This is a genomic window from Methylomonas sp. MED-D, from assembly GCF_050276835.1.
GTDB lineage: Bacteria > Pseudomonadota > Gammaproteobacteria > Methylococcales > Methylomonadaceae > Methylomonas > Methylomonas koyamae_A.
In genome coordinates this window covers 5,048,398-5,066,425 of record NZ_CP189965.1, presented here as the reverse complement: position 1 = coordinate 5,066,425, position 18,028 = coordinate 5,048,398, and the positions used below count along the sequence as shown (strand labels likewise).

Sequence of the window (18,028 nt, the reverse complement as noted above, 5' to 3'; positions counted from 1 at the left end):
CATGGCTGTTGGCAAAGAGATACGTACCAAGATCGCGAGTATCAAAAATACTCAGAAGATCACCCGAGCCATGGAAATGGTGGCGGCGAGCAAGATGCGGAAAACCAAGGACCGCATGCAAGCAACCCGGCCTTACGCAAAAAAAATAGGTCAGATCATTCGGCATCTGGCCTATGCCAATCCGGAATATAAACATCCGTTCCTGATCGAACGCGAGGTTAAGCGGGTGGGCATTATCGTGGTTAGTTCCGACCGCGGCTTGTGCGGCGGCCTGAACGCCAACCTGTTTAGGAAGATATTGGTCGAAATGCAGCAATGGCGCGCTAACGGCATCGAAATCGATGTGTGCGCGATCGGCGGCAAGGCGGCCGTGTTTTTCAACCTGCTGAATGCCAACCTGCTCGGTCAGGCGACCAAGCTCGGCGACACGCCGCACCAAACCGACATCATCGGGACCGTGAAAATCATGCTGGATGCCTACGAAGCCGGCCGGATCGACCAAGTGTTTCTGATCAGCAACGATTTCGTTAACACAATGACGCAGAAACCGGTGCTGCAACAACTGCTGCCGGTGCAAGTCGGCGAGTTGGAACCGGCTTTGTCCGGCCATTGGGATTATTTGTACGAGCCCAATGCCAAGGACGTTCTGGACAGTTTGCTGATTCGTTACGTCGAATCCACGGTGTTTCAAGGTTTGGTGGAAAACAACGCTTGCGAGCAGGCCGCCCGGATGGTGGCGATGAAGAGTGCTTCCGACAATGCCGGAAACATCATCAAGGAATTGCAACTGGTTTACAACAAAGCCAGACAGGCCGCCATCACCCAGGAAATTTCCGAGATCGTTGCCGGGGCATCCGCCGTTTAGGCCTTTCAAGACAAGTTTAGATAGATTTTTAAAGAGGACGACATAATGAGTTTGGGTAAAATCGTTCAGATCATCGGAGCGGTCGTCGACGTGGAATTTCCGCGCGAAAACCTGCCGAAAGTATACGACGCGTTGAATGTTGACGGCGGTCTGGTTCTGGAAGTCCAGCAACAATTGGGCGACGGCGTGGTTCGCACGATTGCGATGGGTTCTACCGACGGTCTGAAACGCGGCGCCGGCGTCAGCAACACCGGTGAAGCGATCAAGGTACCGGTCGGCCAAGCCACGCTGGGCCGTATCATGAATGTCCTCGGCGACGCCATCGACGAAAAAGGGCCTATCGGCGAGAAAGAAAAATGGGTTATCCACCGCGACGCGCCCTCTTACGCCGATCAAGCGCCAGCCAATGAGTTGCTGGAAACCGGCATCAAGGTGATCGACTTGGTTTGCCCGTTCGCCAAAGGCGGTAAAGTCGGCCTGTTCGGCGGCGCGGGCGTAGGCAAGACCGTCAACATGATGGAATTGATCCGTAACATCGCGATCGAGCACAGCGGTTATTCGGTATTCGCCGGTGTGGGTGAGCGGACCCGCGAAGGTAACGACTTCTATCACGAAATGACCGATTCCAACGTTATCGACAAAGTATCGTTGGTTTACGGACAGATGAACGAGCCGCCGGGAAACCGTTTGCGCGTTGCGTTGACCGGTCTGACCATGGCGGAGTTTTTCCGTGATGAAGGCCGTGACGTGTTATTCTTCGTCGACAACATTTACCGTTACACGCTGGCGGGTACCGAAGTGTCGGCGTTGTTGGGCCGTATGCCTTCCGCGGTAGGTTACCAACCGACCCTGGCCGAAGAGATGGGCGTTCTGCAAGAACGGATTACCTCGACCAAAACCGGTTCTATCACGTCTATCCAAGCGGTTTACGTACCGGCCGACGACTTGACCGACCCGTCGCCAGCCACTACTTTCGCTCACTTGGACGCGACCGTGGTATTGTCCCGTCAAATTGCCGAGTTGGGTATTTACCCGGCGATCGATCCGCTGGATTCCACCAGCCGTCAGTTGGATCCTTTGGTCATCGGCCAAGAACATTACGAAACCGCCCGAACCGTGCAAGGTATCCTGCAACGCTATAAAGAGTTGCGCGATATCATCGCCATCTTGGGCATGGACGAATTGTCCGAAGAAGATAAACTGACGGTGGCTCGCGCGCGTAAAGTGCAACGCTTCTTGTCGCAACCGTTCTTCGTAGCCGAGGTATTTACCGGTTCGCCCGGCAAATACGTGTCCTTGAAAGACACCATCGCCGGCTTCAAAGGCATTATCAGCGGCGAGTACGACAGCTTGCCCGAACAAGCTTTTTATATGGTGGGAACAATCGACGAAGCCATCGAAAAAGCCAAAAACATGTAACTCGGCATAGGAGGGTTCGATCATGGTAATGACCATCCATGTTGACATAGTCAGCGCCGAGCAGGAAATCTATTCCGGTTTGGCGGAAATGTTGTTCGCGCCGGCCGAAATGGGCGATGTCGGTATCGCGGCGCGGCACGCACCGCTGATCACTAAATTGAAACCTGGCGAAGTCAGGGTCAAGATCAGCGACAAGGAGCAGCACGCGTTTTACATTACCGGCGGCTTCCTGGAAGTGCAGCCGCATGTCGCCACGGTATTGGCCGACACCGCGATTAGGGCCAAGGACATTGACGAAGCCGCCGCCTTGCAAGCCAAGGCCAAAGCCGAGGAAATGCTGTCCGACAAGAGCGGTAAAATCGACTACGCCCTCGCGCAGGCCGAATTGGCCGACGCGGTTATGAAGCTACGGACTCTGGATAGATTAAGAAAACGTGGCGCGTAAGCTCGGAATCGCGTAAAAATACAGCCCGATGGCGCTAGACGTCATCGGGCTTTTTTGTTTTAGGAATCACGATGTCGATAAAAACCATAATACTCGCCGCCGGCCAAGGTACGCGGATGCGTTCGGCTCGGCCCAAAGTGCTACATGAAATCGCCAACCGGGCATTGCTGGAGCACGTATACCAAACTAGCCGCGGGCTAGAGGACAATCAAATCTTTATCGTCTACGGCCACGGTGGCGAGGCGGTTAAACAAACCCTGAGTGCGTTGGACGCCACCTGGATAGAGCAAAAGCAGCAACTTGGCACCGGTCACGCGGTACAGCAAGCCATCGACCATGTCGAAGACGGCGATACCGTCTTGATCCTATACGGCGACGTACCGTTGCTGAAAACGCAGACGATACAAACCCTGTTGCGCAAAGCCAGTCTGACTTCATTGGCGTTGCTGACCGTGACTTTGGACGATCCTACCGGCTACGGCCGCATCGTCCGCGACAAGGATCATGCGGTCATCAAGATCGTCGAACAAAAAGACGCCAACGAGGCAGAGGCGCAAATCAACGAAGGCAATACCGGCATCCTGGCTTGCAAGGGCAGCCAGCTCAAGCAGTGGCTGGCACGGCTGTCCAACAACAACGCCCAGAACGAATACTATCTGACCGACATTATCGAAATGGCGGTAGACGACGGTTTGACGATAGAAACCAGTCAGGCCGCCAGTGCCGACGAAGTGCTGGGTGTCAATAATCGCGCGCAATTGGCCCATTTGGAAAGGGTTTACCAACGCGAACAAGCCCAGGCGCTGATGGAGAAGGGTGTGACCTTGCGGGATCCGGCCCGCCTAGACGTGCGCGGCGTTTTCGCCGAGCTTGGTCAAGACATCGACATCGACATCAACGTGATCTTCGAAGGCGTGAACCGCATCGCCTCCAACGTCAAGATCGGCGCCCATTGCATGATCAAGAACGCCACTATCGGCGAAGGCGTGGAAATTCTGCCTAACAGCGTCATCGAGGATGCCGAAATCGGCGCCGGCAGCCGGATCGGCCCGTTCGCCCGTCTGCGACCGCAAACCCGCTTGGCCGAGCAGGTCCACATCGGCAATTTCGTCGAAATCAAGAAAGCCGACGTCGGCGTCGGCAGCAAGATTAACCATTTGAGCTATATTGGCGACAGCGAAATCGGCAGCAAGGTCAACGTCGGCGCCGGCACCATTACCTGTAATTACGACGGGGTGAATAAATTCAAAACCGTCATCGAAGACGGCGCCTTCATCGGCTCCGACTCGCAATTGGTGGCACCGGTCAGGATCGGCAAAAACGCCACGATAGGCGCGGGTTCGACGATTACCAAGGACACCCCCGCCGAGCAATTGACCCTAAGCCGCGTCAAGCAAGTCAGTATCGCCGGTTGGCAAAGACCGGTTAAACAAGCGGGCCCTGAAACAGACAGTGCTCCGCACTCCCAACAAAGCAGTCGGCCGGAGAAATAATATGTGCGGCATAGTCGCGGGCGTTGCCCAACGCAACGTGGTTCCGATTTTGATTGAAGGTTTAAAGCGTCTGGAGTACCGGGGTTATGATTCGGCCGGCCTGGCCGTCATTAACGGTGGCGAAATCTTCCGCAAGCGCGAACTGGGCAAGGTTAAGGGCCTGGAAGCGCTAATCGGCGCCGACCCGATCGAAGGCCGAATCGGCATCGCTCACACTCGCTGGGCCACCCACGGCAAGCCGAGTACCCGCAACGCTCACCCGCACGTCAGCAAGGACAGAGTGGCGGTGGTACATAACGGCATCATCGAAAATCACGACCACCTGCGCGCCGCGTTGCAGGAAAACGGCTACGTATTCACTTCCGAGACCGATACCGAAGTCATCGTCCACAAGGTTGCCGAAGAGCTGAAAGCTGCCGGCAATTTGCTCGACGCGGTCGGTAAAACCGTCAAAAGCCTGCGCGGCGCCTATGCGCTGGGCGTGATCGACTGCGAGCAACCGGACGTGCTAGTCGCCTGCCGCAAAGGCAGCCCATTGGTGATCGGCATCGGCATCGGCGAATACTTCATCGCCTCCGACATCGCCGCCTTACTGCCGGTCACTCAGCGCTTCATCTTTCTGGAAGACGGTGACGTGGCCGAATTGACCATCAACGGCGTCACGATATTCGACGAAGCCGGCCGCCGTGTGGTCCGTCCGGTCATCGAAAGCCAGCTGAAAGCCGACTCGGTCGACAAAGGCAAATACCGCCACTACATGCTCAAGGAAATCTACGAGCAAGCTTGGGCGGTTTCCGAAACCCTGGAAGGCCGCTTTATCGACAACCGCCTGCAGGATAACGCTTTCGGCCACAATGCCGCCGACGTGTTCGACCAAATTAAATCGGTGCTGATTCTGGCGTGCGGCACAAGCTACCATTCCGGCTTGGTTGCCCGCTACTGGTTCGAAAAATACGCCCGCGTGCCCTGCGCTATTGAAATCGCCAGCGAATTCCGCTACCGCAATCCGGTCGTGGCGCCGGATACCTTGGTCGTGACCATTTCCCAGTCCGGCGAAACCGCCGACACGCTGGCCGCGTTACAGGAAGCCAAAAAGCTCGGCGTCAAGCACTCGCTGGTGATCTGCAACGCGCCGGAAAGCTCGCTGGTGCGCGAATCCGAATTGGTGTTGATGACCCGCGCCGGCCCGGAAATCGGCGTCGCTTCGACCAAGGCCTTCACCACCCAGTTGGTGGCCTTGTTGATGCTGATTATCGCGGTCGGCCGCCGTTTCGAACTCAGTGCCGAGAAAGAGGAACACATCGTCTCGCAACTGTTCGCCCTGCCCGGCAACATCGAAAAAGTGCTGAAGCTGGATAACGCCATCGAACTGTTGTCGCAGCGTTTCGCCGACAAGCACAACGCGCTATTCCTCGGTCGCGGTACCCATTACCCGATCGCGATGGAAGGCGCGTTGAAGCTGAAGGAGATTTCCTACATCCATGCCGAGGCCTATCCGGCCGGCGAATTGAAGCACGGCCCGCTGGCCTTGATCGACGCCGAAATGCCGGTGGTCACGGTCGCGCCCAACAACAACCTGCTGGAAAAGCTCAAATCCAACATCCAGGAAGTCAGCGCTCGCGGCGGGCAGTTGATCGTGTTCATGGACGAGGACTTGGCCGAAAGCGACGCCGCCGACGAGAACGTGCAAATCGTCAAAATGCCCAGCGTCGCCAACGCCATCTCGCCGATCATCTACACGATACCGCTGCAACTGCTGTCCTACCACGTCGCCGTGCTGAAAGGCACCGACGTCGATCAACCCAGAAACCTGGCCAAGTCGGTGACGGTGGAATAGCGGCGATTTAGACGGAACGGATTCCGAGGGGTTGCGATTGTAAGTTAAGGGCTTGTCGAATCAATGTTCGGCAAGCCCTTTGCATTGATTCTCGGCCTGTTATTTATGTGCAGACTCGTAATCGTGTGTGTTTATGGGATCAAGTGAAGCTTGATGCACATCCAATTCCCGTCCGTATAATAATTTCCAAGGACAAGAAAGAACAATTTAGTTGTTATTCGAATAAGTGTTGAGATTAGATTGCGCATTTCAGGTTGAAATCAACGTTACTCCAATTGTGCGGCAACCAAAAGCTATATGCGTAATGACGGAATTGTTTGACCGCTGTTGTTGTATATCCACTCTAGAGAGCCTAGCCCCATGGCCCATGCCCATATCACTCGCGTCGTATTACGGAACTACAAAAGCATCGGTTATTGCAACGTAAAATTGGACCAGCTGACTTATTTGGTTGGGGCAAACGGTTCCGGTAAAAGCAATTTCCTCGACGCCTTACACTTGGTGCGAGATGCCTTAACCAGTTCGTTGGACAACGCCTTAAACGAACGCGGCGGCCTGTCGGAAGTGCGCAGATATTCGAGCGGCCACCCAAACCATTTCGGCATTCGTCTGGAATTCTCGCTTGCTAACGGGCAAAAAGGACATTATGCATTCAATGTTGGCGCGCTTTCCGGCCAAGGCTACAAAGTGCAGACCGAGGAATGCGTATTGGAAAGTATCGGTAGAGGCCCTTTTTTCCAGATCGATAAAGGTAAACTGCGCAACACTAGCGAGTCGACGTTCCCCTCTGTGACCTCCGACCGCTTGGCCTTGGTCGCTGCTTCCGGCTTGACCGAATTTCGTCCGGTTTTCGATTTGCTCTCCACCATGGGATTTTACAATTTGAATCCCAAGCTAATGCGCGAGCTGCAAAAACCGCAAGAGGGCAGGTTATTAAAGCCGGTTGGAGAAAACATCGCTAGTGTCATAGGTCATTTAGAAAGAGTTTCTCCGGAACGCATGACCATCATCCAGGACTATTTGCAAACCGTCGTACCTATGGTTCATGGCGTGGAGCGTAAGTCCATTGGCCCGATGGAGACTTTGGAATTTCGGCAGGACATGGCCGGCGCTAAGCATCCCTGGCGTTTCCTGGCGCAAAACATGTCGGACGGCACGTTAAGGGCACTGGGAATATTGGCTGCGCTATTTCAGGGTAACCGGGATTATGCCCCCACCTTGATTGGTATCGAAGAGCCGGAAACGGCTTTGCATCCGGCGGCAAGTTCGGCTTTGCGAGAAGCGCTGAATCGGGCGTCGCAAGAAACTCAGATCATTGTTACCAGCCATAGTCCAGACCTGCTCGACGATTTGCAGTTAAGCGCCGATTCAGTATTGTCGGTGGTTTCCGAAAAAGGCGAAACCCGGATAGGTCCCATCGACGAAGCCTCTCGGCAAATGATTCGAGACTCGCTGTTCTCTGCCGGCGAATTGCTGCGCCTCAATCAACTGGTTCCCGACCGCAAACAACTGGAATTGGAAGAACAAAAGCAAACTGATTTATTTGGAGATAGTCGGCCGTGATCAATGTAACCACGATTGTGGAAGGCGATGGCGAAGTCATCGCTTTACCCATTCTGTTACGGCGACTCAACCAGTGGTTAACCCCGGACATATACGTCAATGTGGGGTATCCGATTCGAGTTCGTCGCGACCGCTTTTTAAACAGAGAGGACGAATTTCGCCGCCACTTAAGTCTTGCCGCTAACAAATGCGGGGACGAGGGCTGGATATTGATTCTTTTCGACGCGGATGATGACTGCCCCGCAGAACTGGGTCAAGAGATTTTACACCGCGCTGAAAGTATCGTCCCGCACCGGAAAATTTCCGTGGTGTTGGCAAACAGAGAGTACGAGGCCTGGTTTATCGCAGCCGCCGAATCGCTGCAGGGATATCGAGGCTTTACTTATGATTCGGCAAAGCTTGTCGATCCTGAACAGCCGCGCGATGCCAAGGGGTGGATTAAGGCTTGCATGACCAAACGTTCGTATGGCGAAACTACCGATCAACCGGCATTTTCCGCGCAAATAGACTTGCAGCTAGCGTTTGACCGTAGTCGCTCGTTTAGAAAGCTTTGTAGCGAATGGAGCAAACGGGCGCAGGCTGCTAGCGGGTAGCTTGTCTTCAGTAGATCGTCAATTTCAGATTCAGCAAGGGCCAACCTCCTCGTTCCGCTAACTCTTTATCGACGCACAAGACACGCCCCGATTGCAATCCTATACGCTACCAGCCGGTTCTCCATTCGATAGCGGTTACTAAAGCCGAAGCGCGGTGATCGGCAAATGTCCGCTTTAAGCCATAAGGTAATCATTGGGAGTTTAATTCCCAATATTGGGTTAGGTTCGCTTAGCCCACGCGACTTACCCAAAAAACGCCAATATCTAACATATAAAACCATTTGCTTTTAGAAAAATAGCCTGCGCTTTTGCTGTGCGGACCGGCGCGGTCGGTGCGCGTATTCGGCAACTTTGTAGGAGATCGAGATGAATCAAAATTTGGTTTCGTTAACTTTCAGCGACGTGGCGTTGGCGGAGATCGACGCGGCTTTGAGTACCTTGGAGCGCCACTTCGCCGACTTATCGTCGTTGTCGCCCGAGCAGCGCCGCAATATTTTGAAAATGGGCGATAAGACCGAAGCCTTTTGTCGGCAGACCATGCTGCTGGCCGCGCAGAATAGTCAGGCGTTGCCGCCCAGTCTGAATATGTCCGAAGCCCAAGCCGATTTCAACTGCCTGGATCAAATCCGGCCCCGCTTGCATCGGCTGCGGGATTTGCTGGCGCGGGGCGACGATACCGATATGGCCTTGGGCAGCGACATCTACAGATTTTGTCTGGATGCCTATGCCTCGCTGAAAATTGCCGGTAAGGGTGCGGCATTGGAAACGCTGCGCCAGGCAATGGCGGCGCGCATCAATCGCGGCGCCAAGGCTAAAGTCGAACCACCCGCCCGCTAAGGATCGCGGTGGAATCCGCGGCCGGACTCGGGACCATGCCGTTAAGTGAAGCGGTGACAGCCCATGTAAGCCGCTCGAGGGGCTTCGACTCCGCTCAGCCAGCGAACGGAGTCGAAGCCCGTCATTTCGTTTCGGCTTTGCTCTGCGACCGGATTAACTTAACGGTATTGAGCCACGGGTGACGGGCTGGCCGCCATTTTCAGCCGCCGATAATAAACGCTATTCGGGGTGGGCGTTTGGCAGCAAGCGTCGGCCTGTTTAGCGTAACCGCCCCGCTTTCCGGAAACCCGCTAAACCTAAGCGCCGGTCGCGCTCTGTCATTCGCGATCCCGGTCAACCTATTGGCGCAAATGTCCCGGCGGAAAAGCCAGCTCGATGACCGAATCGGCGGTCGCTTAAGCCAAATAGCTGCAAGGCCAAGCCGAATCGGCCGAGGCGCCGGCCAATCCGGTGCTCGATTGCGGCACATCGCTTTAATCGTCAACCGATAGCGGTTCTCGCGCAAGCCAAATAGGGCATCCGTTGCACCAACGTGGTTCAAAAGTAGGGCTGGATAAGCGCGTGCTTGGGCCGATTTGCTACTCGGTCAAGCCAAGTCGCCGCAAGCTTGGACCTGTGTGCTGCTCGATTGAACCGAAACGGTCCTCGCCGCCAGCAAATGGCTTTAAGCGTAAGTCTCGATGAAAGCGAGGATGCCGGCGATACCCTGGTGTTCGGCTGAACTACCGCCGCCAGTCCGGGTCTTCTTGTTTTAAACGTTCGCAATGTCGAATCGACAAGGGGGAGGCCATGAAAACCATCCTATTATTGATCGTTGCCCTGTTCGCGGGCGGGGCGGCAGCGAAACCAACGGCCGAGCCGCCGTCGGCGGCGCATAGTCCATCGGTGCCTTATGACAGGGCTCAGGCCTTGGAGTCCTTCTCGAAAACCGTCCACGGCGGCATCCTGCATATCGTGGCGAAATCGGCGAGCAACGCCGAGCAGGTTCGGCGGATACAAGACTATTTGCGGCAAACCGCCGCCGAATTCCAGAAAGGCGACTTTTCGTCGACGGAACGCTATCACGGCCCGGACATGCCCGGTTTGGCGCAGATGAAAGCGGCCCAGCCCGGCGAGATTCGTTACGACTTTAAGCGATTGCCCGACGGCGGCCAAATCCATTTCTCGACCGAATACGCGCCGCTGCTGACGGCCCTACACCATTGGTTCGACGCGCAGATCGCCGAGCACGGTAGCGCGGCGTTGCCGGAGCACAGCCAGCACCACGCCACACCGACCGAATAGACCGCGATTTGCCGGCTTTGTTGCTGGCGCTTGGGGGCTCGTTACTGATGTTCCCTTCGGCTCCGCTCAGGGAGCGGACTCCAGCTGAGCGGGGAATGTTCCGGGTGATTGGGAACGCGTGAGCCGCTTGGGGGGAAATTAGCCGTTGTTCCCTTCGGCTCTGCTCAGGGAACGGGCTCCGGCTGCGCGAGGAATGTTTCGGATGGTTGGGAACGCGTGAGCTGCTCGGGGGGAAATTAGCCGTTGTTCCCTTCGGCTCCGCTCAGGGAGCGCACTCCAGCTGAGCGGGGAATGTTTCGGATGGTTGGGAACGCGTGAGCTGCTCGGGGGAAATTAGCCGTTGTTCCCTTCGGCTCTGCTGGACTCCGGCTTTCGGGCACGTGCGGCGCTGAGGTGCTCCAGGAACACGCCCCGCGTTCCCTGAGCGGAGCCGAAGGGATTCGAGTGGCAAGCGCTAGATTCTGATCGTTTTGCCAGTAACGCAAAAAGCCATGCGTGCAAGTTTCTCCGTCGTGGGTGCTCGGAAGCCGGCGTCCGTTCGAATCTAAAGGGCGACAGCGCCGCCGCCGTGCGGATTGCCGAGTGGGTCGCTTGAGTTTTGGCGGCCTTTCGCGTTCGTCCCGCCCAATTTTTTGGCTTTGTCTGTATAATCGCCGCCAGAGTTGGCCGAACAGTCGCCGTTCCGCGCAAGCGGGAGGGAGGAAAGTCCGGGCTCCATAGGGCAGGGTGCCAGGTAATGCCTGGGAGGCGCGAGCCTACGGAAAGTGCCGCAGAAAATATACCGCCTGGTTCGAATCGAACCCGGTAAGGGTGAAATGGTGCGGTAAGAGCGCACCGCGCAACTGGTAACAGGTGTGGCAGGGTAAACCCCACCCGGAGCAAGATCAAATAGAGGAGCATTGGCGTGGCCCGCGCTGTTCCTGGGTAGATTGCTTGAGCGCTTGGGTGATCAAGCGCCTAGATGAATGGCTGTTCACGACAGAACCCGGCTTACAGGCCAACTCTTTCCCTTCTTTTGCAATCCGCAAAATATTCCATGACATCCAAGACCGACGAATTTTTCCGGAAGGCGGAGCAATTGATTGCCGCCGGCCGTTTCATCGACAGCAAGGGCTGGGTGCCGGCGACCAGCGGCAATTTTTCGGCCAGACTTTCCGACGGCAATATCGCGATTACCGTCTCCGGCCGCCACAAGGGCCGGCTGGAACCGGACGACATTATGTTGATCGACAGTCGCGGCCAGTCGCTGGACGGTAAGAAGCCGTCAGCGGAGACCTTGCTGCATACCTCGATTTACCAACGTTTTCCGCAAGTGCAAGCGGTGTTGCATCCGCATTCGGTCAACGCCACGCTGACGGCGCGCCTGTTTCAACACGAAATCGTGCTGGAAGACTACGAATTGTTGAAGGCCTTGCCCGGCATCGCCACCCACGAAACCCGGATCGTCGTGCCGATTTTCGCCAACGATCAGGATATTCCGCGCTTGGCGGCCAGGGTCGAGGCCTATATGGATGCCCACGGCGATGTCCACGGCTACATCATCGCCGGCCACGGGTTTTACACGTGGGGCGCGTCGGTGGACGATGCCTTGCGCCATTTGGAAGCCCTGGAGTTTTTATTCGATATTGAAATTCGCCTACATGGAGTAACACGCTTATGAGCGCTTTAACGATTTTTCCCGCCGGCCAACCCGATCAAGGCCGCACCTTCCGCGAGTTTGCCGACATCGCCGATCGTTTGCGCGATTTAGGCGTGCAATTCGAGCGCTGGCAAGCCGAGCAAGCGTTCGGCGCCGATGCCGATAGCGACACGGTTTTAAGCGCTTACCAAGCTTCGATCAACCAACTGAAACGGCAATACGGTTTTCAGTCGGTGGACGTGATCAGTCTGAACGCCGAGCATCCGAACAAGGAGGCTTTGCGGCAGAAGTTTTTATCCGAGCACACCCACAGCGATTTCGAGGTGCGGTTTTTCGTCGAGGGTAAGGGTTTGTTTTATCTGCATGTCGAGGACCAAGTCCACGCGGTGTTGTGCGAGCAAGGCGATTTGATCAGCGTACCGGCCAACACCCGGCATTGGTTCGATATGGGCGAGCATCCCCATTTCAAATGCATCCGCCTGTTCACGACCGAGGACGGCTGGGTGGCCGAGTTTACCGGCGACAAGATTGCCGAGCGCTTTCCGACTCTGGATCAATACCTGGCGACGCTATGATCGAAGCCATCGTCACCGACATCGAAGGCACTACGTCGTCACTGTCCTTCGTCAAGGAGGTGTTGTTTCCTTACGCGCGGACGCATTTGGCCGATTATGTCGCCAGCCACGCCGACGAGCCGCAAGTCCGGACGTTGTTGGACGATGCCGCTCAATTGATGGGCGGGACGGCGGATCGGGCCGCGATTGTCGAACAATTGAGAGCCTGGATAGACGCCGATCAAAAGATTACGCCTTTGAAATCCTTGCAGGGCCTGATCTGGCTGGACGGCTACCGCAACGGCGATTTCACCGGTCACATTTATGAGGATGCGGTACGCAATCTTAAGGCTTGGCATGCCCAGGGCTATCAGCTGTACGTGTACTCGTCCGGCTCGGTGCAGGCGCAAAAATTGTTGTTCGGCCATAGCGATTTCGGCGATTTGACGCCGCTGTTTTCCGGCTACTTCGACACTCATATCGGCGGCAAGCGCGAAGCCGATTCCTACCGGCGTATCGCCGCCGCGCTGGGTTTCCCGGCCGATCGGATTTTATTCCTGTCGGACATACGCGAAGAACTGGATGCGGCTCGCGAAGCCGGCATGGCGACGCGCTGGCTGGTGCGCGAGCAAGTACCCAATCTCGATGCGGAGCATCCGCAAGTCGCCGATTTCGACGCGGTTCAACCCTAACCACGGCCGGCGGCCATGAAAATTGCGATTCTGTCCCGCGACGCCACTCTGTATTCCAGTGTGCGTCTGGTCGAGGCCGCCACGGCGCGCGGACATCAGGCCAGGGTGTTCGACCCGACCCATTGCTATATGAACATCACCTCGATGAAGCCGTCTATCCATTATATGGGTGAGGATTTGTTGAGTTACGATGCGGTGATTCCGCGCATCGGCGCGTCGATCACCTTTTACGGCACGGCGGTATTGCGCCAGTTCGAGGTGATGAACACGTTCACGTTGAATAACTCGGCGGCGATCAGCCGTTCCCGCGACAAACTGGCATCCAGCCAATTATTGGCCCGCAAAGGTATCGATCTGCCGATTACCGCGTTCGCGCACAATCCCGACAACATCGAAGACCTGATCGCCGAAGTCGGCGGCGCGCCGCTGGTGATTAAATTGGTGGAAGGCTCGCAAGGCATCGGCGTGGTGCTGGCCGAAACGCATAACGCCGCGCATAGCGTGATTCAGGCCTTTATGGGTTTGAACGCCAACATAATGGTGCAGGAATTTATCCAGGAAGCGGCCGGCAGCGACATTCGCTGTTTTGTCATCGGCGAAAAGGTGGTGGCGGCGATGAAACGCCAAGGCCGCGAAGGCGAGTTCCGCTCCAATCTGCATCGCGGCGGCAGCGCCAGCGTGGTCCGGCTGACGCCGCAAGAACGCGCCACCGCAGTCGGCGCCGCGAAAGTGATGGGTTTGGATGTCTGCGGCGTGGATTTGCTGCGTTCCAAGCGCGGACCGTTGGTGATGGAAGTCAATTCCTCGCCGGGGCTGGAAGGTATCGAAAAAACCTGTGGTAAGGACATCGCCGGCTTGATGATCGAATATATCGAAAAAAACGCCAAAAAAAAGCCGGCATAAGTTCGGCTGTTTACTGGGTCAGCGGAACGAAGCGGTAGCCGCGATCCGTTTGCCAGGACAAATACACGTCCCGGTCGTCTCCGATCAGAAAGGCGTCATCGGCCTTGCCTGTCGTGGTTGCCAAGGTTTCTGCCGGCGACCAGCTTTCGCCGGAATCGCCCGAGTGCAGGTGCCTCACTATATTCCGATTGCCGTCGAATTCGGACCAAACCACCCAAACTTGTCGGTCTTTGGCTAGCACGTGGGGGTGTTTGGCGCCGGCGCCGCCAAATGGATACGGCGGGGAAAAGTCTCGGCCCTGATTGATCGAGCGGGTATAAAACAGGCCCGGCCGGGATTCGGTGCCGCTAAACCAGACCACATGATAGGCGCCGTCGTCGATGGACAGCGCCGGGCCGTGGTGAGGACAGGCGTCGATTTTCCAGTTTGCGTTTTCGACGCGCTTGACGGGGCCAGGCGTGTCCCAGTCTACGAATTTGTCGATGGCGTGATCGCGGATGCCGCCGTCGAAAACATGCCGCCAAAGGACTACCGGCAGATTGTCGCTGTCGATCTCGGTACCCAGACGGCAGCATTCGCAACTGTGAGGGGCCAGTATCCGGTTGGGTTGAAAGCTTTGTCCGCCGTCCCGCGACCACGTGAAATAGACCGCCGAGCCGTCGAAGGGCCGATTTTCGGCTTTGGCCTTGTCCTTATCGCGAGCGTCCAGCCATGCGATGAAGACTTCGCCATTTTGTCCAACCGCAAGGCTGTCGAAGCGGTGGCCGGTGATATTGGGATCGTCGTTGATCGTGACCGGTTTGCTAAAACTTCGCCCGCCATCGTTGGAACGAGAAAATCGAATGTGCCCGCTATGGCGTTTTTCCAGATTTTGAGTCCAAGTCACGAATAAATTGCCTTGTCGATCGGCTTTGATTTTAGGCCGATATTCGCCGTGCGAGGCGACGGCTTCCGGTTCGGCATTGACCCGCGATGGCTCGGAGAAGTGCTGGCCTTTGTCGGTCGAGGATTGTAAATAAACGTGCTTGTCGTTGGCCCAGACGATCCAAAGCGTGCCGTCGGCGTCGAAGGTCGGTGTGACGGTATCCGAGCAAGCGCGATGGGGTGTCGGTGCCGGGCAAGCCGGCGCCTGATCGGCGGGCGATGCTTCGGCCAAGGTTGGCGATTCGGTCGACAGCGGTTGTTCGGCGCAGCCATTAAATAGCCAAAGCGCCGCGATTGCAAAAACAAAGGTTTTTTTCATGAGGTGAAGTGTTTAGCCGGCGCTCCGGTCGTGCTTCCGGAAGTCGGCGGCGGTTGTCGGGCGGGGCTGTTTCCAATAGCCCCGCTGTTTCGGGTCCGGGCCGCTGGGTAGCGGACATCGGCTGTTCGGTGGCGGGTTTGCCGTCTAGAACTTGTAGCCGATTTGAGCAAAGAATGTCCGTTGCGGCAACGGATGGTTAAAGAAGGCTTGATAGTCGTTGATATTATCGACCCCCGCCGAGATATGTCCGGCATTGTTGAAGCGGTAAGTGGCTTTCAGATCGACGTAGACCGATTCGGTAAAGGCCGCGTAATAGGGCAATTGCAGATCCTTGTTGTCGAGCTGGGCGTACATTCTGCCTTGGTAGCGGGTACCGACCGAAAAGTCCCAGTCTTTGCCGTAGTGGTAGGTCGTTAACAGGTTGGCTCGATAGTCAGGTAGCAGCGGAAAGCTCTTGCTGACGTAATTGACGTTGGCATCGTTCTTCAGAATTTTCGAATTCAAAATCGTCGTATCCAGTTTGATGTCGAAATTCGAGTCGAATACCCGGTCTTGGTTGATTGTCAAATCGATACCGTTAATTTCCACTTCGTCGATTGACGCCAACAGGCTGCTGAAGTTGCTGGCGTTCAGGTTCAAGCCGCCCGGCCCGAAGGTAGCGGGGTCTTGAGCGATCAATAACGAGTTGGAGATCGTCGAACTGTAAATGGCGTTGCGCACGTTTTCATGGAACAGATTCAAGCGGATATACCCGTTATTGAAATCGTACTCCCCCATCAGGTTGTGGTGGGTTCCGTCTTCCGGCTTCAATAGCGAATTGGCCAGACTGACGCTACCCCTCAAACTGTTCGAGTTGTCGAACAATTCGCCCACCAGCGGAAACCGGTAGGCTTTGGCGACCGAGTAGCGGAATTTCCAGCGGCCCGGTTCGTAGCCCAACGAGAATTTTGGCGACCATGTCGATGCTTGACGGTCCCGTGGCGAGTAATTATTGTTGCCGGACAGATAAATGCCGTCCGACACGTTCCAACGTTCCAACCGGCTACCGAATGTGGCGTCCCAGTCCTGGATAAACCGCCATGACAGTTGGCCGAACAGGCCGTAGGTGTCGGTCGCGCCGCCGCTACGCAAGGTTAGCCGATCGCGGTTGGTGGCCGTATAGTTGCTGGTACTGTATTGGCTGGTGAACATTTTGGCGTGTTGATATTCCATGCCGGTCGAAAACGACAGGTCTTCGCGATCGAAGAACTTTTGGTTGTCGAATTTCGTTGAAATATTGACCCAGCCCATGCTGTCGACATCGCTGATTTGGCCGGCATTGGTATTGTTGGGGTCGCTGGGATTCAAGGACGAGGAGATCGTCTGGTCGTGCAGGACGTCAAAATAACTGACGTGGGTGTCGGTGTTCCAATTGCCGAATAGCTGGCCTTTCAAGCCGCCACCTAGCGTTAGAGTTTGCCGATTTTGTTGGCTGGCGCCGAAATTGGTCCCGACCGGGACGATCCGTAAGCCGTTGTAGTTGTAAGTCGTGCTGCCGTTACCGTAGACCGGCGTACCGTCGGCCTTGCGCAGATAAGTTTGGCCAACGCTGGTGACGTCCAGATTTTCGAAAGCGACGGTGAACAAAGCGTCGAGTTGCGGATTGATTTGATAGCCGCCTTTCCATTTGTACAAATCGTCCACCGAATGCACGACACCGCTGTCGCCATAGGATAGTCGAGGCTGGCCGGCATAACCGCCTTGGTTGGCCTGATTTCCGACGGCTCGGGGATTGCGCTCGAGATAGGCGCCGCTGACCGATCCGGCTCCGGAGGTGTAGGCTCTTAGCGCGCCGCCGTTGGCACCGGACGTATTCGAGTAGTTATAGGTGGTCATCGGCTGGCCTTCGTTCTCTAAATGGTTGTAAGAGAAGTAGCTGCTGAAGTCGCCGAACTTATCGCCGTAAGAGCCGAAGGTCCGGAATCCTTGCAGGTTTTTGCTGGTGCCTTCGAACTGATAGGGTTGGAAGATATAGGTTGCCTCGGTATAGACCTCGCGCTTTTGCGGTAGCAGAGTATTGAAGTTGATCACGCCGCCCATGGCGTTGCCGCTGTATTCGGCGGAGAACGGTCCCGATAGAATATCGACCGATTTGATTTCGCCCGGACCGATCAATCCCCAGCGCGGCGAGCCGTTGAACGAATATTGCAAGGCGTTCCAGATTGGCATGCCATCCATAAATACCATGACCCGGCCGCCTTGGTAAGGATTGGAGCCGCGCATGCCGACCGGTGCATTCGGATCGCCGATATAACGTTGTCTGACGAATACGCCGGATTCGAATTTGATTGAATCGGAGGTGGTGACGGCGTTGGTCTCGGCGATGTCTTTCTTGGAGATTTTGGTTTTAGGCGTTGATAGGTCGGTTTTCGAGGGCTTTTCCGGGCGGCCGTCTTCGGAATCTTCCGAAACGATAACATCGGCTAGTGTGTTGTCCTTGGATTCCGCCGCTTGCAAATTATGCGATGAATGCAGGATGGTGGGTAGTGCCAGTAGCAATGATGTCTTTTTTATGGTTTCTCGCATGTCGAGTGTTCCTTGAAAATAAAATTGGCTCGCCAAGGCCGGACGGAAGCGTGTTCGCCCGGTTTTGGGAATAGCGTTGCGCGAGCAATTTTGGAG

At 55.9% G+C, this 18,028-nt stretch carries 15 protein-coding genes and 1 other RNA gene; 14 read left to right on the top strand and 2 right to left on the bottom strand.

What is annotated here, in order from left to right; genetic code table 11:
* The first annotated feature begins 1 nt into the window (after position 1).
* The 14 genes from atpG (at position 2) to rimK (ending at position 14,124) form a co-directional block, all read left to right on the top strand.
* On the top strand, positions 2 to 865 hold the full coding sequence (gene atpG, locus ACQE3E_RS22580; protein ID WP_427501099.1) for a F0F1 ATP synthase subunit gamma: 864 nt from the start codon (positions 2 to 4) through the stop codon (positions 863 to 865).
* Positions 866 to 910: 45 nt separating this feature from the next.
* Positions 911 to 2,284 (top strand): F0F1 ATP synthase subunit beta, encoded by a 1,374-nt coding sequence (atpD, locus tag ACQE3E_RS22575; RefSeq protein ID WP_064028291.1) that lies wholly within the window; start codon positions 911 to 913, stop codon positions 2,282 to 2,284.
* Between the two features lie 22 nt (positions 2,285 to 2,306).
* A complete protein-coding gene (locus tag ACQE3E_RS22570; RefSeq protein WP_064028288.1) occupies positions 2,307 to 2,729 on the top strand; it encodes a F0F1 ATP synthase subunit epsilon in 423 nt (140 codons plus the stop codon).
* A 71-nt stretch (positions 2,730 to 2,800) separates the two neighbouring features.
* On the top strand, positions 2,801 to 4,222 hold the full coding sequence (gene glmU / locus ACQE3E_RS22565) for a bifunctional UDP-N-acetylglucosamine diphosphorylase/glucosamine-1-phosphate N-acetyltransferase GlmU (protein ID WP_313730993.1): 1,422 nt from the start codon (positions 2,801 to 2,803) through the stop codon (positions 4,220 to 4,222).
* 1 nt (position 4,223) lies between these two features.
* Positions 4,224 to 6,059 (top strand): glutamine--fructose-6-phosphate transaminase (isomerizing), encoded by a 1,836-nt coding sequence (glmS, locus tag ACQE3E_RS22560; RefSeq protein ID WP_313730995.1) that lies wholly within the window; start codon positions 4,224 to 4,226, stop codon positions 6,057 to 6,059.
* A 360-nt stretch (positions 6,060 to 6,419) separates the two neighbouring features.
* Entirely contained in the window at positions 6,420 to 7,622 is a 1,203-nt protein-coding gene (locus tag ACQE3E_RS22555; protein ID WP_313730997.1) for an AAA family ATPase, read from the top strand.
* On the top strand, positions 7,619 to 8,215 hold the full coding sequence (locus ACQE3E_RS22550; RefSeq protein ID WP_427501098.1) for a DUF4276 family protein: 597 nt from the start codon (positions 7,619 to 7,621) through the stop codon (positions 8,213 to 8,215). Before ACQE3E_RS22555 ends, ACQE3E_RS22550 begins: the two co-directional genes overlap by 4 nt.
* A gap of 366 nt (positions 8,216 to 8,581) precedes the next feature.
* Positions 8,582 to 9,052 (top strand): hypothetical protein, encoded by a 471-nt coding sequence (locus tag ACQE3E_RS22545; RefSeq protein ID WP_313730999.1) that lies wholly within the window; start codon positions 8,582 to 8,584, stop codon positions 9,050 to 9,052.
* A 789-nt stretch (positions 9,053 to 9,841) separates the two neighbouring features.
* Positions 9,842 to 10,336 carry an aspartate carbamoyltransferase gene (locus ACQE3E_RS22540; protein WP_071160750.1) on the top strand — a complete coding sequence of 165 codons (495 nt, stop codon included), beginning with the start codon at positions 9,842 to 9,844 and terminating at the stop codon, positions 10,334 to 10,336.
* A 658-nt stretch (positions 10,337 to 10,994) separates the two neighbouring features.
* Positions 10,995 to 11,345, top strand: an RNA gene (gene rnpB / locus ACQE3E_RS22535) — RNase P RNA component class A.
* A gap of 27 nt (positions 11,346 to 11,372) precedes the next feature.
* The gene (locus ACQE3E_RS22530; RefSeq protein ID WP_083386211.1) at positions 11,373 to 11,996 is read left to right on the top strand and encodes a methylthioribulose 1-phosphate dehydratase; all 624 of its coding nucleotides are present in this window, start codon (positions 11,373 to 11,375) and stop codon (positions 11,994 to 11,996) included.
* Complete coding sequence (locus ACQE3E_RS22525; RefSeq protein WP_313731001.1) at positions 11,993 to 12,550, top strand: 1,2-dihydroxy-3-keto-5-methylthiopentene dioxygenase; 558 nt, start codon at positions 11,993 to 11,995, stop codon at positions 12,548 to 12,550. Before ACQE3E_RS22530 ends, ACQE3E_RS22525 begins: the two co-directional genes overlap by 4 nt.
* The gene (gene mtnC, locus ACQE3E_RS22520) at positions 12,547 to 13,221 is read left to right on the top strand and encodes an acireductone synthase (RefSeq protein ID WP_313731002.1); all 675 of its coding nucleotides are present in this window, start codon (positions 12,547 to 12,549) and stop codon (positions 13,219 to 13,221) included. The genes ACQE3E_RS22525 and mtnC overlap by 4 nt, the downstream gene beginning before the upstream one ends.
* Positions 13,222 to 13,236: 15 nt before the next feature.
* A complete protein-coding gene (gene rimK, locus ACQE3E_RS22515) occupies positions 13,237 to 14,124 on the top strand; it encodes a 30S ribosomal protein S6--L-glutamate ligase (RefSeq protein ID WP_064028416.1) in 888 nt (295 codons plus the stop codon).
* Between the two features lie 10 nt (positions 14,125 to 14,134).
* Here the strand turns inward: rimK and ACQE3E_RS22510 are convergent, their stop codons facing one another.
* A complete protein-coding gene (locus ACQE3E_RS22510) occupies positions 14,135 to 15,367 on the bottom strand; it encodes a sialidase family protein (RefSeq protein WP_313731003.1) in 1,233 nt (410 codons plus the stop codon).
* Between the two features lie 144 nt (positions 15,368 to 15,511).
* A complete protein-coding gene (locus ACQE3E_RS22505) occupies positions 15,512 to 17,932 on the bottom strand; it encodes a TonB-dependent receptor (protein ID WP_071160745.1) in 2,421 nt (806 codons plus the stop codon).
* Between the last annotated feature and the right edge of the window lie 96 nt (positions 17,933 to 18,028).